At 68.4% G+C, this 19,542-nt stretch carries 16 protein-coding genes; 7 read left to right on the top strand and 9 right to left on the bottom strand.

Annotation, left to right across the window (positions count from 1 at the left end; translation table 11 throughout):
• Positions 1-61: 61 nt before the first annotated feature.
• Both SKC41_RS20445 and ilvA read left to right on the top strand, forming a co-directional pair.
• Positions 62-499 carry a nitroreductase family deazaflavin-dependent oxidoreductase gene (locus tag SKC41_RS20445; RefSeq protein WP_330979479.1) on the top strand — a complete coding sequence of 146 codons (438 nt, stop codon included), beginning with the start codon at positions 62-64 and terminating at the stop codon, positions 497-499.
• A 43-nt stretch (positions 500-542) separates the two neighbouring features.
• Positions 543-1,838: a threonine ammonia-lyase gene (ilvA, locus tag SKC41_RS20440; RefSeq protein ID WP_330979478.1), complete on the top strand. Its 1,296-nt coding sequence runs from the start codon at positions 543-545 to the stop codon at positions 1,836-1,838.
• On the opposite strand, the gene SKC41_RS20435 is transcribed toward ilvA, so the two are convergent.
• Positions 1,839-2,516 (bottom strand): pyridoxamine 5'-phosphate oxidase family protein, encoded by a 678-nt coding sequence (locus SKC41_RS20435; RefSeq protein ID WP_442931725.1) that lies wholly within the window; start codon positions 2,514-2,516, stop codon positions 1,839-1,841.
• Between the two features lie 10 nt (positions 2,517-2,526).
• Between SKC41_RS20435 and SKC41_RS20430 the strand changes: the two genes are divergently transcribed.
• Positions 2,527-3,846: an aminotransferase class I/II-fold pyridoxal phosphate-dependent enzyme gene (locus tag SKC41_RS20430; protein ID WP_330979477.1), complete on the top strand. Its 1,320-nt coding sequence runs from the start codon at positions 2,527-2,529 to the stop codon at positions 3,844-3,846.
• A gap of 89 nt (positions 3,847-3,935) precedes the next feature.
• Here SKC41_RS20430 and treZ read toward each other — a convergent pair whose 3' ends face one another.
• From treZ to SKC41_RS20400, 6 genes are all read right to left on the bottom strand, one after another.
• Complete coding sequence (gene treZ / locus SKC41_RS20425) at positions 3,936-5,657, bottom strand: malto-oligosyltrehalose trehalohydrolase (RefSeq protein WP_330979476.1); 1,722 nt, start codon at positions 5,655-5,657, stop codon at positions 3,936-3,938.
• Positions 5,650-7,950, bottom strand: a complete 2,301-nt coding sequence (treY, locus tag SKC41_RS20420) for a malto-oligosyltrehalose synthase (RefSeq protein WP_330979475.1) — start codon at positions 7,948-7,950, stop codon at positions 5,650-5,652. The genes treZ and treY overlap by 8 nt, the downstream gene beginning before the upstream one ends.
• Positions 7,951-7,953: 3 nt before the next feature.
• Complete coding sequence (gene glgX / locus SKC41_RS20415) at positions 7,954-10,101, bottom strand: glycogen debranching protein GlgX (RefSeq protein WP_330979581.1); 2,148 nt, start codon at positions 10,099-10,101, stop codon at positions 7,954-7,956.
• Between the two features lie 103 nt (positions 10,102-10,204).
• Positions 10,205-12,373 (bottom strand): acyltransferase family protein, encoded by a 2,169-nt coding sequence (locus SKC41_RS20410; protein ID WP_330979580.1) that lies wholly within the window; start codon positions 12,371-12,373, stop codon positions 10,205-10,207.
• A 99-nt stretch (positions 12,374-12,472) separates the two neighbouring features.
• Entirely contained in the window at positions 12,473-13,279 is an 807-nt protein-coding gene (gene ripD / locus SKC41_RS20405; RefSeq protein WP_330979474.1) for an NlpC/P60 family peptidoglycan-binding protein RipD, read from the bottom strand.
• Positions 13,280-13,623: 344 nt separating this feature from the next.
• Complete coding sequence (locus tag SKC41_RS20400) at positions 13,624-14,016, bottom strand: hypothetical protein (RefSeq protein ID WP_330979579.1); 393 nt, start codon at positions 14,014-14,016, stop codon at positions 13,624-13,626.
• 161 nt (positions 14,017-14,177) lie between these two features.
• Between SKC41_RS20400 and SKC41_RS20395 the strand changes: the two genes are divergently transcribed.
• Genes SKC41_RS20395 through SKC41_RS20380 form a run of 4 tightly spaced genes read left to right on the top strand, consistent with a single transcriptional unit; the run spans position 14,178 to position 17,831 of the window.
• Complete coding sequence (locus SKC41_RS20395; RefSeq protein WP_330979473.1) at positions 14,178-15,494, top strand: adenosylmethionine--8-amino-7-oxononanoate transaminase; 1,317 nt, start codon at positions 14,178-14,180, stop codon at positions 15,492-15,494.
• Positions 15,495-15,499: 5 nt separating this feature from the next.
• Positions 15,500-16,648 (top strand): 8-amino-7-oxononanoate synthase, encoded by a 1,149-nt coding sequence (locus SKC41_RS20390; RefSeq protein WP_330979472.1) that lies wholly within the window; start codon positions 15,500-15,502, stop codon positions 16,646-16,648.
• Positions 16,645-17,325: a dethiobiotin synthase gene (bioD, locus tag SKC41_RS20385; RefSeq protein ID WP_330979471.1), complete on the top strand. Its 681-nt coding sequence runs from the start codon at positions 16,645-16,647 to the stop codon at positions 17,323-17,325. Before SKC41_RS20390 ends, bioD begins: the two co-directional genes overlap by 4 nt.
• On the top strand, positions 17,325-17,831 hold the full coding sequence (locus SKC41_RS20380) for a 2'-5' RNA ligase family protein (RefSeq protein WP_330979470.1): 507 nt from the start codon (positions 17,325-17,327) through the stop codon (positions 17,829-17,831). Before bioD ends, SKC41_RS20380 begins: the two co-directional genes overlap by 1 nt.
• Here SKC41_RS20380 and SKC41_RS20375 read toward each other — a convergent pair.
• Both SKC41_RS20375 and SKC41_RS20370 read right to left on the bottom strand, forming a co-directional pair.
• A complete protein-coding gene (locus tag SKC41_RS20375) occupies positions 17,828-19,180 on the bottom strand; it encodes a hypothetical protein (RefSeq protein ID WP_330979469.1) in 1,353 nt (450 codons plus the stop codon). The genes SKC41_RS20380 and SKC41_RS20375 overlap by 4 nt on opposite strands.
• Positions 19,177-19,539, bottom strand: a complete 363-nt coding sequence (locus SKC41_RS20370; protein ID WP_330979468.1) for a hypothetical protein — start codon at positions 19,537-19,539, stop codon at positions 19,177-19,179. Before SKC41_RS20370 ends, SKC41_RS20375 begins: the two co-directional genes overlap by 4 nt.
• Positions 19,540-19,542: the final 3 nt, after the last annotated feature.

The raw sequence follows: 19,542 nt of genomic DNA, 5'->3' as shown, positions 1-19,542 counted from the left end.
AACCGCTTGCGCGCCAATTCGCGCCCGCCCCGCGGCACCGATACGGGCATACAGTGGTGCCATGCCACTAGAAGGTGAATACGCCCCCAGCCCCTGGGATTGGTCCCGCGAACAAGCCGACAAGTACGCCGAATCCGGTGGAGCCGACGCAGCGGACATGAAGGGCAAGCCCATCATTCTGCTGATGACGATCGGCGCCAAGACCGGCAAGCTGCGCAAGACGCCGCTGATGCGCGTCGAGCACGACGGCGAGTACGCCGTGGTCGCCTCGCTCGGCGGCGCCCCGAAGAACCCGGTTTGGTACCACAACATCGTCAAGAACCCGCGGGTCGAGCTGCAGGACGGGTCGGTCACCCGTGACTACGACGCCCGCGAGGTGTTCGGGGACGAGAAGGCCGTGTGGTGGGAGCGTGCCGTGGCGGCCTGGCCGGACTACGCCGAGTACCAGACGAAGACCGATCGCCAGATTCCGGTGTTCGTGCTGACCCCGGTGAGCTGAGCCGATTAGGCAGGTGGCGGGGGGTGCGTGGCACCATTAACCGGTGTCCGCCGAACCGACCCAGAGCCCGAACGTGTCACCGCTGTGCGCGGCCGACATTGACAGCGCTGCTCAGCGGATCGCCGCGGTAGTCACTCCGACCCCGCTGCAGTACAGCGATCGACTGTCGGCGATCACCGGTGCGCAGGTTTACCTCAAGCGCGAAGACCTGCAGATTGTGCGTTCCTACAAGCTGCGCGGCGCGTACAACTTGCTGGTGCAACTGTCCGACGCGGAGATCGGCGCCGGCGTGGTGTGCTCCTCGGCCGGCAACCACGCGCAGGGCTTCGCGTACGCCTGCCGGACCCTCGGCGTGCACGGCCGGGTCTACGTACCGGCCAAAACGCCCAAGCAGAAGCGCGACCGGATCCGCTACCACGGGGAGAGCTTCATCGAGCTGATCGTGGGCGGATCGACCTACGACATGGCCGCCGAGGCGGCACTCGAGGATGTGAAGCGCACCGGTGCGACGCTGGTGCCGCCGTACGACGACCCGCGCACGATCGCCGGCCAGGGCACGATCGCCGTCGAGGTGCTGGACCAGCTGGACAAGCTTGGTTTCGCGGAGCCCGACCTGGTGGTGGTCCCGGTGGGTGGCGGTGGCTGCATCGCGGGCATCACGACCTACCTGTCCGAACGCACGACGACCACCGCGGTGCTGGGCGTCGAACCGGCCGGTGCCGCGGCGATGATGGCGGCGCTGGCCGCCGGCGAGCCGGTGACGCTCGACCATGTCGACCAGTTCGTCGACGGCGCCGCGGTGAAGCGGGCGGGAACGTTGACGCATGCCGCTCTGGCCGCCGCGGGCGACATGGTGTCGATCACGACGGTCGACGAGGGTGCCGTGTGCACCGCGATGCTGGACCTCTACCAGAACGAGGGCATCATCGCCGAGCCGGCGGGCGCCCTGTCCGTGGCCGGCCTGCTGGAAGCCGACGTCGAGCCCGGGTCCACCGTCGTGTGCCTCATCTCCGGCGGCAACAACGACGTGTCGCGCTACGGCGAGGTGCTCGAGCGCTCACTGGTCCACCTCGGCCTCAAGCACTACTTCCTGGTCGACTTCCCGCAGGAGCCCGGTGCGTTGCGCCGGTTCCTCGACGACGTGCTCGGGCCCCACGACGACATCACCCTGTTCGAGTACGTCAAGCGCAACAACCGCGAGACCGGCGAGGCGCTGGTCGGCATTCAGCTGGGTTCGTCGGCCGACCTGGACGACCTGCTGGACCGGATGCGCGAGACCGAGATCCACTTCGAGACGCTGCAGCCGGGCTCGCCGGCCTACCGCTATCTGCTGCTCTAGTCACCGCGAGTACGACGTCAGATAGTCCGGCACCGGGGTAGCGGCATCGAGGTCGTGCGCCGGTATCGGTGCACCGGCCGTCAGACGCAGCGGAACCACGCCGGCCCAGTGGGCCAGCGGGTAATCCTCCGGCTCGTCGACGGGCCCGCCGTCGCGCACCTTGGCCGAGACCTCGACCAGGTCGAGGGCGAGCACCGCGGTCGCGGCGAGCTCGCGCGCATTCGGCGCCCGGCAGTCGGCGGCCCGTCCGGGCGCGATGTGGTCGAGAAATCCGTTCAGCGCCCGCGACTTTTCCGCCGGGTCGTCGACGAGGCGGGCATCGCCGAGCACCATCACCGAGCGATACACCAGCGAATGGTGGAACGCCGAGCGGGCCAGCACGAGCCCGTCGACCAGGGTGGCGGTGACGCACACGGGCAGGCCCTCGCCGGCACTGCGCATCGGCCGGCTCCCGGTCGACCCGTGCAGGTAGAGGGTTTCGCCGAGGCGGGCGTGCGTGGTCGGCAACACCACCGGGCGGCCGGCGCTGAGGTAGCCCAGGTGACAGGTCAGGGCCTCGTCCAGGATGCGATGGACCGTGTCGCGGTCGTAGCGGGCGCGTTCCCGGTAGCGGGTGGGCGTCGTGCGAGACGTGGGGCGATAGTCCATCGGATTGCCTTCACTATTGTAATAGTACATAATGTTAACTGTGCCAGTGCAATACAGCATAGCCGGGACGGGTGCGGAGTCCATAGCCGCCAACATCGAAGAGGGAATCTCGAGTGGTGCCCTGGCGCCCGGCGACGCGCTGCCCCCGGTGCGCGACCTGGCCGCGCGACTCGGCGTGAACGCCAACACGGCTGCCGCGGCCTACCGCCTGCTGCGCGATCGCGGGGCCGTCGAAACCTCGGGCCGGCGAGGTACCCGGGTGCGCCACCGTCCCGCGACCACGCCGCGGTCGCTGCTCAGCCTGGACATCCCGGCGGGCGTGCGTGATTTGTCTACCGGCAACCCGGATCCCGCGCTGCTACCTATTGCTGCTGTGCCACTTAATGATTCGCGTGGACACCCGGTGCTGTACGGCGAGCCGGCCATGTCGCCGGAGCTGGTCGCCGCTGCCCGTGACGCGTTGAGCGCCGACGGCGTTCCGGCCGACCATCTCGCGGTGACCAGTGGGGCGCTGGACGGCATCGAGCGGGCGCTCACTGCGCATCTGCGCCCCGGCGACCGGATAGCCGTCGAGGATCCGGGCTGGGCCAACCTGCTGGATTTGATTGCCGCGCTGGGACTTTCGGTCGAGCCGGTACGGGTGGACGACGACGGGCCCCTGCTTGCCGATGTGGGGCGGGCGCTAAGCCGCGGGGTGCGCGCGCTGGTCATCACCACGCGCGCGCAGAACCCGACCGGCGCGGCGCTGTCCGCACAGCGCGCCGGCGAGCTGCGCGCGCTATTGACCGGCCGTGACGTTCTCGTGGTCGAGGATGACCATTGCGCCGGCATCTCCGGTGTGCCGCTGCATTCGCTGGCCGGGTCGAGCGGTCACTGGGCATTCGTGCGGTCGGCGTCGAAGGCGTATGGCCCCGATCTGCGGGTGGCCGTTCTCGCCGGAGATCAGCGGACCGTCGAGCGCGTGCACGGGCGACTTCGGCTGGGGCCGGGATGGGTGAGCCATCTACTGCAGGATCTCGCGGTCGGGTTGTGGTCCGACGACGCCGCCGAGCGTCTCATTCACCAAGCCGAGCAGCGCTACACCGACAACCGCACCCGGCTGTGTGCCGCGCTGGCCGACCGTGGGATTGCCGCTCACGGCCGGTCCGGACTCAACGTGTGGATCCCGGTGCCCGACGAGACGGTCGCGATCACCCGGCTGATCAATTCGGGATGGGCCACCGCGCCCGGTTCGCGGTTCCGGATCGCTACACAGGCCGGAATCCGGGTCACCATCGCCGATTTGGCCGAGGCCGAGATCGATCCGCTCGCGGAGTCGATCGCCGAGTCGATGCGCAGCGCGGGCCGTTCCAGCGTTTAGACTTGCCGCCTGCTGCCAGGATTTCGTGGAACAGCGCGTTGCGCAGCGCGAGTTTCCCGCGGATCACACATGGCGCGGTGGGTCGAGTCCTATCCGTGCCGCAGGATTGCGACCGAATGCCCTTGCAGCACGGTGCCGCCATCGCCGACGCTCGGCTCTCCCCACGCCAGGACGACATCGCCCGCGGCCGGGACCGTGACCGGTTCGTCGCCGAGGTTGCACGCTATGCGTAACTGCCCGCGTGACAACGTGATCCAGCGCAGCTCCTCGTCGTAGTCGACGGTGAGATGCTCCAGCCAGGGGTTGGCCATGTCGGGGTCGCCGCGCCGCAGGGTGATCAGATCCCGATAGAACGCGAGCAACCGTGCATGCTCCCCGGCGTCGAGCTCGCCCCAGTTCAGCTTGGAGCGCAGGAAGGTCTGCGGATCCTGCGGGTCGGGGATATCGTCGGCATCCCAGCCATGCTCGGCGAACTCGGCCTTTCGCCCCTCGGCGGTGGCTCGGGCCAGCTCCGGTTCGGGATGCGAGCTGAAGAACTGAAACGGTGTCGACGCTCCCCATTCCTCACCCATGAAAAGCATTGTGGTGTAGGGCGACCCGAGCACCAGGGCGGCTTTGATCGCCAGCTGGCCGGCGGCGAGGTACTGGGACGGCCGGTCGCCGAGCGCACGATTGCCGACCTGATCGTGCGTGCAGGTATAGGCGAGCAACCGGCTCGCCGGGATGGCTTTGGTGTCCAGCGGCCGGCCGTGCCGGCGCCGGCGGAACGACGAATAGGTGCCGGCGTGAAAGAAGCCACGGCGCAGCGTGTCGGCCAGCGTGGCCAGCGAACCGAAGTCCGCGTAGTAGCCCTGGCGTTCGCCGGACACCGCGGTGTGGATGGCGTGGTGGATGTCGTCGTCCCACTGCGCGGTGATCCCGTAGCCGTAGTGATCACGCGGGGTGATCAGCCGCGGATCGTTCATGTCGCTTTCGGCGACCAGCGACAGCGGCCGGCCCACTTGTTGTGACAGCCAATCGGTTTCGCCCGCCATCTCTTCGAGGATGTGGACGGCCGTGGTGTCCACTAGCGCGTGCACCGCGTCCAGCCGCAGCCCGTCGGCGTGAAAGTCGCGCATCCACCGCAGCGCGCAACCGATGATGTAGCGGCGTACCTCGTCGGAGTCGGCATCGGCGATGTTGACGCCCTCGCCCCACGGGTTGCTCCCCGACGACAGGTACGGTCCGAACCGCGGCAGGTAATTTCCCGATGGGCCCAAGTGGTTGAACACCGCGTCGATCAACACGCCCAAACCTCGTGCGTGGCAGGCGTCGACGAACCGGACCAAGCCGTCCGGACCGCCGTAGGGTTCGTGTACGCTGTACCACAGCACGCCGTCGTATCCCCAGCCGTGGGTTCCGGCGAAGGAGTTGACCGGCATCAGTTCGACGAAGTCGATCCCGAGATCGACCAGATAGTCCAGCTTTTCGATCGCGGCGTCGAAGGTACCCGCCGCGGTGAAGGTGCCGATATGCAGCTCGTAGATCACCGCCCCTTCGACCGAACGGCCCGCCCAGTCGCCGTCCGTCCAGGTGTCGCCGGGTTCCCACAATTGTGAGCGGGCGTGCACGCCGTCGGGTTGGCGTGCGGATCGCGGGTCGGGCAGCACCTTGGGGTCGTCGTCGAGCAGGAACCCGTAGCGCGCATCCGACGGTGCGTCGACGGTCGCGTGCCACCAGCCGTCCTGTGTGCGTGTCATCGCGTGCACCGCGCCGTCGACGTCGAGGCGTACCTGTGCGGGCTTGGGAGCCCAGACCCGGAATTCAGCCATGGTGGCGCTCCAATAAGACGACGGGCAGGTCTGCGAACAGCTGGGCCGCCGACGTCGGACCGTCGGCGATGGCGCCGGTGAGTGTGTCTTTCCAGGTGCCGTCGGGCAATGCCAAAACAGTATTGCCCCAGCCCGTTTCGGTCAGGCGCACCGTCCAGCGAGTCACCGCGACCACGATGTCGTCACCGCGGCTGAAGGCCAGCACGTGATCGCTGGCCTCGCCGTCGGCGAGCACGGGAAGGTAGCCACCGTGCCCGAAGGTCTCCGGATGGGAACGGCGCACCCGCAGCGCCGTGGTGACGACGCGCAGCTTGGGGTGCGCCAACTCGCCGAGAGCGGCCCGGCGCGCGGCATAGTCGACGGGTCGACGGTTGTCGGGGTCGACCAGGCTGTCGTCCCAGAGCTCGGTGCCCTGGTAGACGTCGGGGATGCCGGGCACCGTCAGCGCGAGTAGCTTCTGGCCCAGCGCATCGCTGGCGGCGTGCGGATTGAGTTGGGCGACAAGCTCGGTCAGCTGGCCGGCCACCGGCCCGTCCAGCACGGCGTCCAACCATCCGTGCACAGCATCCTCGAACTCGGAGTCCGGTTCGTTCCACGAGGTGTGCAGCGCCGCCTCCCGGATGGCCTTCTCGGCGTATCCGTGCAACCGGTGGCGCAGCTGGGCGGTGACTTCGCCGCTAAGCGGCCACACGCCGAAGATGTTCTGCCACAGGAACTGTCCGGTGGCGGCATCGGGGGAGGGCGTCTGGACTTCCCAACGGGCGACGAACTCCGCCCACAGCGAGGGCACCTGGGACAGCACCCCGATGCGGGCGCGCACGTCCTCGCCGCGTTTGGTGTCGTGAGTGGACAACGTGGTCATCGCCTGCGGCCACAGCCGGGCCCGGGTGGCGGCGCGCTGGTGAAACTCCGCGGCGCCGACGCCGAACCGGCGCGGTTCGCCGCCCACCTCGTTGAGCGAAACCAGCCGGGCGTCGCGATAGAACAAGCAGTCCTCGACGGCCTTGGCGGTCACCGCACCGCACAGTTGTTGCAGGCGCGCGGCCGGCTCGCCGCCGTGCGCCAGCGCCGCGGTGAGCACTTGCAGTGCCGGCCCCAGTTCCGGTTGCGCGGCTTGGGTTTCGGCGAGTGCGGTGGGCAGGACGGCGCTAAGGCCCAGGTAGTCGCTTCGGTAGACGTCGATGTGGCTGAGCAGCGCGGCCACGGCCGCGGGCAGCTGCGGGTGATCCGTCCCGGCGGCGCCCACGATCGCCCGCCGCAGCCTGCCCAGCTCACTGCCGAGACTGTCGGTGGCCACCGACACCTTGAGGTCGGCCAGCAACTGGGGGATGCCGTGATAGTCCACACCGGCGGACTCGACAAGCTGGGTCAGCGCGGGGGCCCCTTCCGGGTCGACGAAAACGCCACCGGCTTCCCGCAGTACGTCGTAGCCGGTGGTGCCCTGGATCGGCAATGTCGGCTCCAGCGCCTCGTCGACGGCCAGGATCTTCTCGATCACGATCCACGCCGTGGGCCCCAGCAATTCACGCAGCCACGCCAAATACCCGCTGGGATCGGTCAATCCGTCGGGATGGTCGATGCGCACACCGTCGACAAGTTCCTCGCGGAACCAGCGGGCGATCTCCGCGTGGTTGGCGTCGAACACCGCGCGATCCTCCTGGCGCAGGCCCGCCAGCGAGGTGATCGAGAAGAAACGCCGATAGCCGACGACGCCGTTACGCCAGCCCACCAACCGGTAGTGCTGACGCTCGTGTACCTCGGGGCCGGTGCCCTCGCCGGTGCCCGGGGCGATCGGCAGCGCCAGATCGCCCAACCGCAGCAGGTCGCCGTCGACGGTCAGGTCTGCGGCGTCGTCGTCGGAACCCAGCACCGGCAGCACGATGCGGCCGTGCGAGTCGAGATCCCAGTCGATATCGAAAAACGTTGCGTAGTCCGATGATCGGCCGTGCCGCAACACATCCCACCACCACGGATTCTGCTGGGGCTGGTCGACGCCCACGTGGTTGGGCACGATGTCGACGATCAGGCCCAGGCCGCGGGACTTCGCCGCCGCGGACAGCCGGGCCAATCCTTCGGCGCCGCCCAGCTCCGGCGACACCGTCGTCGGATCCGTCACGTCGTAGCCGTGACCCGAGCCGCTGACCGCGGTCAGGATCGGGGACAGATACAGATGCGATACCCCGAGATCGTCGAGGTAGTCCAGCAGGTTTTCGGCGTCGGCGAAGGTAAAGGCGCTACCACTCTCGGCTCCGCGCAACTGCAACCGGTAGGTAGAACGCACCGGAAAAGCCATGTGTTAGGCGGTCTTTCGCAGGATCAACACCGAGCGCCCAGGCACCGCGATCTTTTCTTCGGCGGCAACAACCAGATCGGCCTTGCCGGCGGGATGATTGGTATCCAGCACTACTGTCCATTCCTGCGCATAGTCGTCGTGCGGCGTGACGAATTCCACGTCGCGGCTGTGGGCGTTGAAACACAACAGGAATGAATCGTCCACAACTCGTTCCCCCCTGGAATTGGGCGCGGTAATCGCCTCACCGTTGAGGAATACCCCGACACACTTGTCCAAACCCTGGTTCCAGTCGTCGTGCGTCATCTCCCGGCCACTTGCCGTCAGCCAGGCGATGTCGCGGACTTCGTCCCCGCTGCGAATCGGCTCGCCGTCGAAGAACCGGCGCCGACGAAACACCGGATGCTTCCTGCGCAGCTTGGTCACCTTGCGGGTGAAGGCCAGCAGGTCGGCATTCTTGTCCACCAAAGACCAGTCCATCCAAGCCAATTCGGAGTCCTGGCAGTAGGCGTTGTTGTTACCCTGCTGAGTGCGGCCGAGTTCGTCGCCGTGTGCGATCATCGGCGTGCCCTGGCTGACCATCAGCGTGGCCCAGAAGTTGCGCATCTGCCGGCAGCGCAGCTCGGTGATCTCGGGGTCGTCGGTGGGACCCTCGACCCCACAGTTCCAGGACCGGTTGTGGCTTTCCCCGTCGCGGTTGTCCTCGCCGTTGGCCTCGTTGTGTTTCTCGTTGTAAGAGACCAGGTCGTTGAGGGTGAACCCGTCGTGCGCAGTGACGAAGTTGATACTGGCGCTGGGGCGCCGGCTGCTCGCCTCATACAGGTCCGACGACCCGGTCAGCCGGGAAGCGAACTCGCCCAGGGTTGCGGGCTCGCCCCGCCAGTAGTCACGCACAGTATCGCGATACTTCCCATTCCACTCGGTCCACAAACCCGGGAAGTTGCCGACCTGATAACCGCCCTCGCCGACATCCCAGGGCTCGGCGATCAATTTGACCTGGCTGACGATTGGGTCCTGTTGGACCAGATCGAAGAACGCGCTCAATCGGTCCACGTCGTGCAGCTCGCGGGCCAGCGTGGCGGCCAGGTCGAAGCGGAACCCGTCCACGTGCATCTCGATCACCCAGTAGCGCAGCGAGTCCATGATCAGCTGCAGGACGTGCGGGTGGCGGGGGTTGAGGCTGTTGCCGGTGCCGGTGTAGTCCTTGTACAGCCGCAGGTCCTCGTCGACGAGCCGGTAATAGGCGCCGTTGTCGATGCCGCGGAAGTTGATCGTCGGCCCCAGGTGGTTGCCTTCGGCGGTGTGGTTGTAGACCACGTCGAGGATGACCTCGATGCCGGCTTCGTGCAGGCTGCGCACCATCATCTTGAATTCGGCGACCGCGCCGCCCGCCTGCCGGTTCGATGCGTACTGGTAGTGCGGGGCGAAGAACCCGAAGGTGTTGTAACCCCAGTAGTTTCGCAACCCGAGGTCGAGCAGCCGCTCGTCGTGCATGAACTGGTGTACCGGCATGAGTTCCAGCGCGGTGACGTTGAGCGACTTGAGGTGATCGATGATCACCGGATGGGCCAGCGCGGCGTAGGTGCCGCGCAGTCCCTCGGGTATGCCGGGATGCGTCTTGGTCAGCCCCTTGACGTGGGCCTCGTAGATCACCGTCTCGTGGTAGGGGGTCAGCGGCGCGCGATCGAAGGCCCAGTCGAAGAACGGGTTGATCACCACGCTGGTCATCGTGTGGCCCAGGGAGTCGATCATCGGGGGAGTGCCGGTGGCCGCGGTGTCGCCGTTCGGGTCGATGGCCTTGAGGTCATAGGAGAACAGCGCCTGTCCCCAGGTGAAATCCCCGTCGAACGACTTCCCGTATGGGTCAAGCAGCAGCTTGCTCGGATCGCACCGATGGCCGGCCGCCGGATCGAACGGTCCGTGCACCCGGAATCCGTAGCGCTGACCGGGGGTGATGTTCGGCAGATAGGCGTGCCAGACGTATCCGTCGACCTCGTCGAGCGGGATCCGCGATTCGTTGCCGCGCTCGTCGATCAGGCACAGGTCGACCTGTTCGGCGATCTCGGAAAACAGCGAAAAGTTAGTGCCCGCCCCGTCATAGGTGGCCCCGAGGGGATAGGCGCCCCCGGGCCAAACGGTGGGCAGCGTGGGTATGGCCTCGTCCGCTGTCGCAGCACCCGATGCTGCGGCCGGTCGGGAAGCCGGGTTGGTTGACGGCACCACTTGACCTTATCCGCGGCGGACGGTCCTGTCCGGGCTACCACCAGCCGGTGGCAGCCGCGATCTGCAGGCCGAGCGCGTGGGCCAAGGTTCGCATGTAGGTGGGGGTCAGGTGATGAGCGCCGTGGTAGATCAGCACGTTTCCCTCGACCGGGCGGCAGACATCGGCGCGGCAGATGGCATCTGACATGTCGAGCACCTTGAGTAGCGGGAATTGCTCGACGAAATCCAGGGTTTGGTTGCGGTCGGACAACACATCGGAGCGTTTGATCGCGCACGACGTCGCGTTGCCGCCCTTCTTGGCCAAGCAGTCGGCGGGGTCGAACGGCTGGCCGTTCTTGACCAGCCACGGGGTGTCGCGCATGCCGAGGATCGGAATGTTGTTGTCGGACAACGTCTGCCAGATCCCGATGTAGGTCGCGGGCATCACGTCGCCGGTCTTGATGTTCCACGGCCGGGTCGTGGTGGTGAAGACGTAGTCGGGGCGATCAGAGATCAGCTTGTCCATCGTCGCCTGCACCCACTCCCGGCACTGGGGGTAGGGCGCGTTGTTTCCCATGATCAGCGGGACCTGTTCGGTGGACAGCGGGCAGCCCATTTTGAGATATGTCACAACTTTGAAGTGATGGGCGTGTCCGAGTACATCCAGTGCCGGCAGCCAGTGTTCGGCGTGCGACCCGCCGGCCAGTGCGATGGTCCGGGTCGCGGCGAGGTCGCCGTAGACGCAGTTGACCACCGCGGGGTTGACGAAGTCACTGATACAGCCGTCCCGGGTGGTGGCCGGCAGGTCGTTTTTGACCTCCAGGACGCTGGGCCGCATCGGCAGCGTCGGGACCCGCACGTGTTCGGTCAGGGCGCGGGCGCCGGGGTAGTCCTGCGGGTTGAGTACGGACAGTTCCTTGCCCGCGGCCCGCAAGACCGTGACGTGCTGGCGCCAGGTGAACGACGTCGCGGTCAGCGTGACGCCCAGCAGCACCACCGCCGCGCCCAGCGCCATCGTCGGCCTGCGCAACCGCGACCACAACGGCAGTGCCGGCGCCGCGACCGAACCCTGGGGCGCCCGATAGCGCAGCGGGTCCTCGACGAGCTGAGTGGTCAGGTACGCCAGCACGCCGGAGATCAGCAGCACCGCCGCGCCCTCGGCGAAATTGGCGTGCTTGTGGCCGGTGTAGGACAGCCAGAAGATGAGCAGCGGCCAGTGCCATAGATACAGCGAGTACGCAATGGCGCCCAGCTCCACCAGGGGCCGGGTGGCCAGCAGCCGATTCGGCAGCGGCAGCCGCCCGCTGGTGTCCGCATCGCCCGGCAGGTTGGCGCCGGCCAGGATCATCAGCATCGTGGCGCCGACCGGTACCAGGGCCCACGGGCCGGGAAACTCGTCGACGCCGTCGATCAGGGCCCCGCAGGACACGACCGCCGCCAGCGCGACGGAGGCGGCCGCGGTCCGCAGCCACATCGGCCACCGGATGTCGGCCACGACCGCGCCGACGAGCGCGCCCAGCAGCAGCTCCCAGCCGCGGGCAAAGCTGTCGTAATAGGCGATCGACTGGTCGTCGGCGTGGGCGAAGATCGCATAACCGAACGAGGCGATCGTCAGGGCGCTCAGCAGCACCACGAACAGCGTGCGCAGGCGGGTCTTGAGCGGGCGGCGGAACAGCACGGCGCAGCCCGCGACCAGCAGCAGGAAGGCGACGTAGAACTGTCCCTGCACCGACATGGACCAGATGTGCTGCAACGGGCTGACGGCCTCGCCCGCCCGCAGGTAGTCCGATGCGGTGTTCGCCAGCTCCCAGTTCTGGTAGTAGCCGAGACTGGCCAGGCTCTGGTCGGCGAAGGTCTCCCAGCGGGTTTGCGGCTGTACCAGGATGGTAAGCACCGCACTCGCGGCCAGCACCACGACCAGGGCGGGCACCAGACGTCGGATCAGCCGGGTGATTTCGGCGACGGGCGACAGCGAGACGGCGGGGTTGAGCGCGGCGCGCAGGATTTTGCCGCCGAAGAAGAACCCCGACAGCGCCAGGAACACGTCCACCCCGCCGGAGACCCGGCCGAACCAGATGTGGAACACGGCGACCAGCGCGATCGCGATGCCGCGCAAGCCGTCGAGATCGTAGCGATAAAACCCGGCAGACCCCTTCGCGCGCACCTCTGACCCGCCCGGATCCGCCGTGGCGGCAGGGGTCTGGGGCGGTGAGGTCGGCATGATCACCAGTAATTTACCCAAAAACGCCACCTGCTCCGCAGCGCTCGCCTGGTGGCGAGGCTGCTCAGCGGAGCAGGTGGCGGTCGGGAACGGTCGCGGAGACTACCGCGCAGGAGCCGGCTGCAGAAGTGTCTGCAGGTTCGGCAGTTGCGGCAGCGCCGGCGGTGCGGGCGCCGGCTGTTGCACGGGCCCCGCCTGGGCAGGCAATTGCTGCAGCGGCGCCTGCTGCAGCGGTGCCTGCTGGGTGGGCAGCTGTTGCAGCGGGGCCTGCTGGAGCGGTGCCTGCTGGGTGGGCAGCTGTTGCAGCGGGGCCTGTTGCAGCGGTGCCTGCTGGGTCGGCGGCTGCTGCAGCGGGGCCTGGCCCGGGACCTGCTGCGCCGGAGCCGGCTGCGCGGGCAGTTGCTGCAGCGGTACGCCGATAACGCGGACCAGGTACGGCGTCATGCCGGCCGTACGCACCGGCGAGACCTGCACGACGTCGCCGACCTCGAGCATCTGGTTGTTGCCGAGGTACATCGCGACGCTTTGCGTGCCTTCAGGGCCGTAGAAGATCATGTCGCCCTTCTGGGCCTGCTGCGGCAGGACCTTCTGGCCGAACCGGTAGATCGCGCCCGACGACCGCGGCAACCTGATGCCGGCGCCGGCATAGGCGTACTGCATCAAACCCGAGGCGTCGAAGCCGACGGTGTTGATGCCCGTCCCGGTGCCGCGGGAAGGGCCGTTGATTCCGCCGCCGGCCCACGAGAACGGCACGCCGCGCTGCGACAGACCGCGCATCACGACGACGTCGGTGGCCTGCTGGTAGTCCATCGACCGGGCGCCCGGGTCGGCGGCCGCGATCTCCGGGGCGGCGGCCATCGGGGCCGCCAAGATGGCGAGACCGATGGCAAACGAATAGATGCGCTTCATTGGAGTTCCAGCCTTCCTGAACTCTGTCGGGTTACGGCCTCGGTGCTGTGGGCGCCGCGGCCGCCGTTCGATGACTCGCGACGACCCCCGCGTTGGGGATCGGCCGCCGCCTCCTTGCGGGGACGTGAATCAGTCGGTTGGCCCGTTGAGTCACACCAGTCACTATAGAAACTTTTACAACAGAAGTTGCGCGCGGAGAATAGCTGGTGAGGTGCACGAAAGATTTGCTGCTGGACCGTGACCCGATGGTGACTGCCGATCCCAAATCTTTATCGGCAGTTGTGATTTCGGTCTCACACCGGTGCTCGGCCGCAACGTTTACGAGCGGACCGGGCAGTTGAGAATCAGTGCCAATAGCGGGCGCTGAACACCGTGAGCGCGTCGCCGATCACGGAGCTGACCATGATGATCGCGAGCGACAGAACCGGCCAGAAGGACATGTACCAGCCCTTGAGCAGGGAGACGAACGGGCCGATCCCCGCCGCGGCGATCGCGGCGCCGATCCCGCCCCACACCACCGGGTAGATATACACGTCGACCTGGAAAGGAACCAGGCCACACGAATCGTCCGAGCACACTTCGCCGAGGAAGCCATAGAGCCGCGTCGGCCACGTCGTCGCCGTGGCCAGCACGACGAGCAGCGTCACCAGCGTGAGCGTGGCGACCAGGTCCCAGGGGGCTACCCGAAGCCGAATGACACGCGGCTTAACGTCAGAGTCGTTGTCGCCGTAGGTCATTGGCCGGAAATCGCCCGGCTCGCCGGCCTCGTTAGCCTGCTGTTGAGACTCGGGACGACCGCCGCGATGCGGATCTTCGAACGGGTACGGCAACGCCATGCCGATAGATGCTTCCCGATGGTCGGCTTTTGTGCGAGCCGGCTGCTTTACGCTCGATCTCTATGCCTGCGGCGAGATCCGGGTTGACGCCCGAGCAAATCAGCGCGATCGACGCCGCTCATCTATGGCACCCGTACAGCACCATCGGCAGGGAATCCATCCCTCCCGTGGTGGCCGTCGGCGCCCGCGGCGCCTGGTTGACGCTGGTCAGAGACGGTGAGCCGGTCGACGTGCTGGACGCGATGAGTTCCTGGTGGACCGCTATCCACGGCCACGGTCACCCGGTGCTGGACGCGGCGCTGACGGCCCAGCTGAGCTCGATGAACCATGTGATGTTCGGTGGGCTGACCCACGAACCGGCGGCCCGGCTCGCCCAGTTGCTGGTGGAGATCACCCCGGCCGGTCTGGAGACGGTGTTCTTCAGCGACTCCGGGTCTGTCTCGGTCGAGGTCGCGGTCAAAATGGCGCTGCAGTACTGGCGCAGCCGCGGCCGATTCCGCAAGCGCCGGCTGATGACCTGGCGGGGCGGCTACCACGGCGACACCTTCACGCCGATGAGCGTCTGCGACCCCGACGGTGGCATGCACTCGCTGTGGACCGACATCCTGGCCGACCAGGTGTTCGCCCCGCAGGTGCCCCGCGACTACGACGCCGCCTACAGCGTGGCGTTCGAGGAGCAGTTGACCCAGCACGCGACCGAGTTGGCGGCGGTGGTCGTCGAACCCGTGGTCCAGGGCGCCGGCGGCATGCGCTTCCACGACCCCCGCTACCTGCGCGACCTGCGCGAGATGTGCAGCCGCCACGACGTGCTGCTGATCTTCGACGAGATCGCCACCGGGTTCGGCCGCACCGGCGAGCTGTTCGCCGCCGACCACGCCGGCGTCAGCCCGGACATCATGTGTGTCGGCAAGGCGCTGACCGGCGGATACCTCAGCCTGGCCGCCACGTTGTGCACCATAGACGTCGCGCACACGATCAGCTCCGGTGCGGCCGGCGCGTTGATGCACGGCCCGACGTTCATGGCGAATCCGCTGGCCTGTGCGGTCTCGGTGGCCAGCGTCGAGGTGCTGCTGGGCCAGGATTGGCGGTCGCGCGTCGCCGACATCGCGGCCGGGCTCGCGGCGGGACTCGAGCCGGCCCGGGACCTGCCCGGCGTGGCCGACGTGCGGGTGTGCGGTGCCATCGGCGTCATCGAATGCGCGGAGCCGGTCGATCTGGCCGTCGCGACGCCGGCGGCACTGGATCACGGCATCTGGCTGCGCCCGTTCCGCAACCTGATCTACGCGATGCCGCCGTACGTCTGCGGGCCCGACGAGATCGCCCGGATCACCTCGGCGATGGTCGAGGTCGCACGGCTCACCGGCTCTCGTAGTCTTTAAGCCAAATGAAGGCACCGATCGAGGTTTCCCCGCTGGCCTGGCTAGAGGCGACCGAGCGGCAGCGCCGCGAGGCCGGGCTGCGCCGGTCGCTGCGGCCGCGCCCGGCGGTCGCCACCGAGCTTGACCTGGCGTCCAACGACTACCTCGGCCTGTCGCAGCACCCCGGCGTGATCGAAGGCGGCGTCGCGGCGCTGCGGGTCTGGGGTGCCGGCGCCACCGGATCCCGCCTGGTCACCGGCGATACCGAACTGCACCAGCAGTTCGAGGCCGAGCTCGCCGACTACGTGGGCGCCGCCGCCGGCCTGCTGTTCTCCTCGGGATACACCGCCAACCTCGGCACCGTCGTCGGCCTGTCCGGCCCGGGCTCGCTGTTGGTCTCCGAGGCCCGATCGCACGCGTCGCTGGTGGACGCCTGCCGGCTGTCGCGCGCGCGGGTGGTGGTGACGCCGCACCGTGACGTGGATGCCGTCGACGCGGCCCTGGGCGCCCGCGACGAGGAGCGCGCCGTCGTCATCACCGAATCGGTCTTCAGCGCCGACGGCGTGCTGGCCCCGCTGCGCGAGCTGCACGAGGTCTGCCGCCGCCACGGCGCGCTGTTGATCGTCGACGAAGCACACGGCCTCGGGGTGCGCGGCGGCGGCCGCGGGCTGCTGCACGAGCTGGGACTCGCCGGTGCGCCCGACGTGGTGATGACCACGACGCTGTCCAAGGCGCTCGGCAGCCAGGGCGGCATGGTGCTGGGACCCGTCGAGGTGCGTGCGCACCTGATCGATGCGGCCCGCCCGTTCATCTTCGACACCGGCCTGGCTCCGGCTGCCGTCGGTGCCGCGATGGCCGCACTGCACGTGCTGCGTAGTGAGCCCTGGCGGCCCGACGCGGTGCTGCGGCACGCGCGCGAGTTGGCCGACATCTGCGGCGTGCCCGAGGAACCGCAGTCGGCGGTGGTGTCGGTGATACTGGGCGACCCGGCGGTGGCGGTGGCCGCCGCGACCGCCTGCCTGGACGCCGGGGTGCGGGTGGGCTGCTTTCGGCCGCCCACCGTGCCTGCCGGAACGTCGCGGCTGCGGCTGACCTCGCGCGCGTCGCTCGACGCCGCCGAACTCGAGGTCGCCCGGCGGGTGCTGACCGATGTCCTTGCCGTGGCGCGCCGTTGACCGTCCTGGCCGTTACGGGTACCGGCACGGGGGTTGGCAAGACGGTCGCCGTCGCGGCGCTGGCCTGTCACGCGCGTCTGGCCGGGATCGACGTCGCGGTGTGTAAACCCGCGCAGACCGGCACCGATTCCGGCGACGACGACCTCGCCGAGGTGACTCGGCTGTCCGGGGTGACCGAAACCGCCGGCCTGGCAAGGTATCCGCAGGCTCTGGCGCCCGTGGCGGCCGCCGAGCAGGCCGGGATGCCGCTGCCCACCCGCGATCAGATGCTGGGGCTCATCCGCGGCCTGGACCGCCCTGGCCGGCTCACCCTGGTCGAGGGTGCCGGCGGGCTGCTGGTCGAACTCGCCGCCGCCGGCGTCACCCTGCGTGATCTCGCCGTCGAGTTGGGTGCCGCGGTGCTGGTCACCGTCACCGCGGAACTGGGCACGCTGAACCACACCGCGCTTACTCTGGAATCACTTGCTGGACAAGGGCTTTCATGCGCCGGTGTGGTGATCGGCAGCTGGCCGTCGCGGCCGACGGTGGTCCAGACGTCGAACCGTTCGGCCCTGGAGCGGCTGGCGCCGGTGCGGGCCGCGCTGCCCGCGGGGGCCGGTGCGCTGAGCGTCGACGATTTCGCCACGATGAGTGCGGCGGCATTCGACCCTGACTGGGTGAGCGCGCTGGCCGGCTGATGGTCCATTCGATCGAGCTGGTCTTCGACCGCGACACCGAGGCCGCGGTCCGCCGGATCTGGGACGAGCTGGCCGGTGCCGGGATCCCCAGCCAGGCCCCGACCGGCCGACCGCACGTCACACTTGCTGTCGCGGAAAGCATTTCGGCCGACGTCGACGAGCTGTTGCGTCCGGTGAGCGAGCGGCTTCCGCTGAGCGCGCTGATCGGCGCGCCGGTGCTGTTCGGCCGCACCAGCGCGGTGTTCGCCCGGCTGCTGGTGCCGAGCGGCGAGCTGCTGGCGTTGCACGCCGAGGTGCACCGGCTGTGCCGCCCGTATCTGGCGCCCGCACCGATGCCCAACAGCCTGCCCGGCCAGTGGACCCCACACGTCACGCTGGCGCGCCGGGTCGGTGGCGCCCAACTGGGGCGCGCGCTGCGCATCGCGGGCCGGCCGTCGCAGATCGAGGGCAGCTTCGCGGGCGTGCGCCGCTGGGACGGCAACAAGCGGGTCGAGTACCCGCTCTAGCCGCCGAAGAGCAGGTACAGGCCGGTGAACGTATAGCCGACCATGACCAGCATCATGGTGAGCTGCCCGGTGAGCTGATGGCCGGCCGGCAACAGCCGCAACGCCCGGTCGTGCGCCGCGATCACCGCGACGATGTGCCCGGTCACCACGCAGGCCACCTTGATGCCGGCCAGCAACGGCGGATGCTGGGACAACACATAGGCCACCCGTAAATGGGCCAGCCCCAACAGGTTCCAGCCGTGCCCGAACGGATCGGCCAGCGCGATCACGGCCTGCTGTCCGCGCTCCACCAGATAGGACAGGTAGTGCGCGAAGATGTAGCCGACCACAATCGGGATCAGCGAGTGTGCCAGCTGACCGGGCAGGGCGCGTCGCTGCTCGCGGTCCACCCCGCCGGTTGCCCGGGCTGCAAGCGAAAAGGTCAGCGCGACAACCGAAACGAAGATCACCAGCCCGACGGTCCGCAGCGCCGACGACATCAATGCCGGCGGCACGTCGTGCGCCAGACGCGAAAGCCGATCGGCGAAGTTGCGCCAGGTCGGCGACGACGAGTAGCTGTCGAACGCCGTCGACCCGAGCAGCACCGCCAGCATCGCGACCACACCGGGCCGCACCGGCAGCGACGGCAGATGGTCGAACGGATTGCCGATGACGATCTGCCCGTTGGCTTTCGAGCGCCAAAACGGAGACAGTCGCGACACCGCCATGCTGTACACGCCGAACGGGTCGACCCTGGCCAGCCAGCGTTGCCCGCACAGCCACGACCCGACCAGCATCACCACCGCGTAGACCAGCAGCCAACCGCGCACCCACGCCGGCGACGCCGAGTTCGGGCTCGCCAACTCCAGCCACACGAAGGCGAACAGTCCGGCCGCGGCCGGACGGTAGCCCCAGCGCTCGGGGTAGCAGAGTCGCGGCCGGCTCAGCCGCTCGGGCACGGCGCGCCGCAGCAGCAGGTACACCGTGCGCACCGGGGAGATGACCCGCCATACCGGCCCGAACGCCAGCGACAGCGGGACCAGCCCGACCCACAGCAGCACGTAGAACGCCCCGAGTAGGCCGTTGGCTTGTGTCTGTGGGCCAAAGACCCCGGCGAGCACCACCCACACCGCGAAGGCCAGCGCCACACCCGCAACCGTCCAGCGCGTCGCGCGGGCGTCGACCAGCGTGGTCACCCATGCGGGCAGCCGATGACCGGGCGCCTCCGGGTCGAAACGCGGGCGCCGCCAAGCGAAGGCGACCAAGGCGAACGTGAACGTCAGCGCCCATGCGGCGCCGACCATCGCGTACGCGTAGGGGACCGGGAGATCGCTCGATCCGCCCAGACCGTGCGCCAGCAGCTGCGTCACGGTCCGACTTGAATCGTCGCTATCGTCCGGTCCAGCTGGTGGAGTTCCACTTCAACGTTGCCGGGGACGTCGACGGTGAAGTGAAAGGTCTGGTTGGGTTCGGCGGCGACCTGAAACTTGTGATCGGGCACCGAGTGCACGTGCAGTTCATCGGTCGCGTCGCTGGTGACGTGCAGGACGATCGGCTGCTTGACCTTCGCCTGCAGCACCGCGTTCGTCGGGGTCACCTGCTTTTGGAAGATCTTCACGTCGATGTCCAAGGCGCCGGGCGCGGGCTGGCCCTGAGGGCCGCCGCAGGCGATCAGGACGCACATCAGCACCGTCACCCACGCCGCATTGACCATGCCGCGCAACGTCATTGG

The sequence above is a fragment of the Mycobacterium sp. 050128 genome, assembly GCF_036409155.1.
In the GTDB taxonomy this organism is placed as follows: Bacteria; Actinomycetota; Actinomycetes; order Mycobacteriales; family Mycobacteriaceae; genus Mycobacterium.
This window is presented reverse-complemented; position numbering and strand designations above follow the sequence as displayed.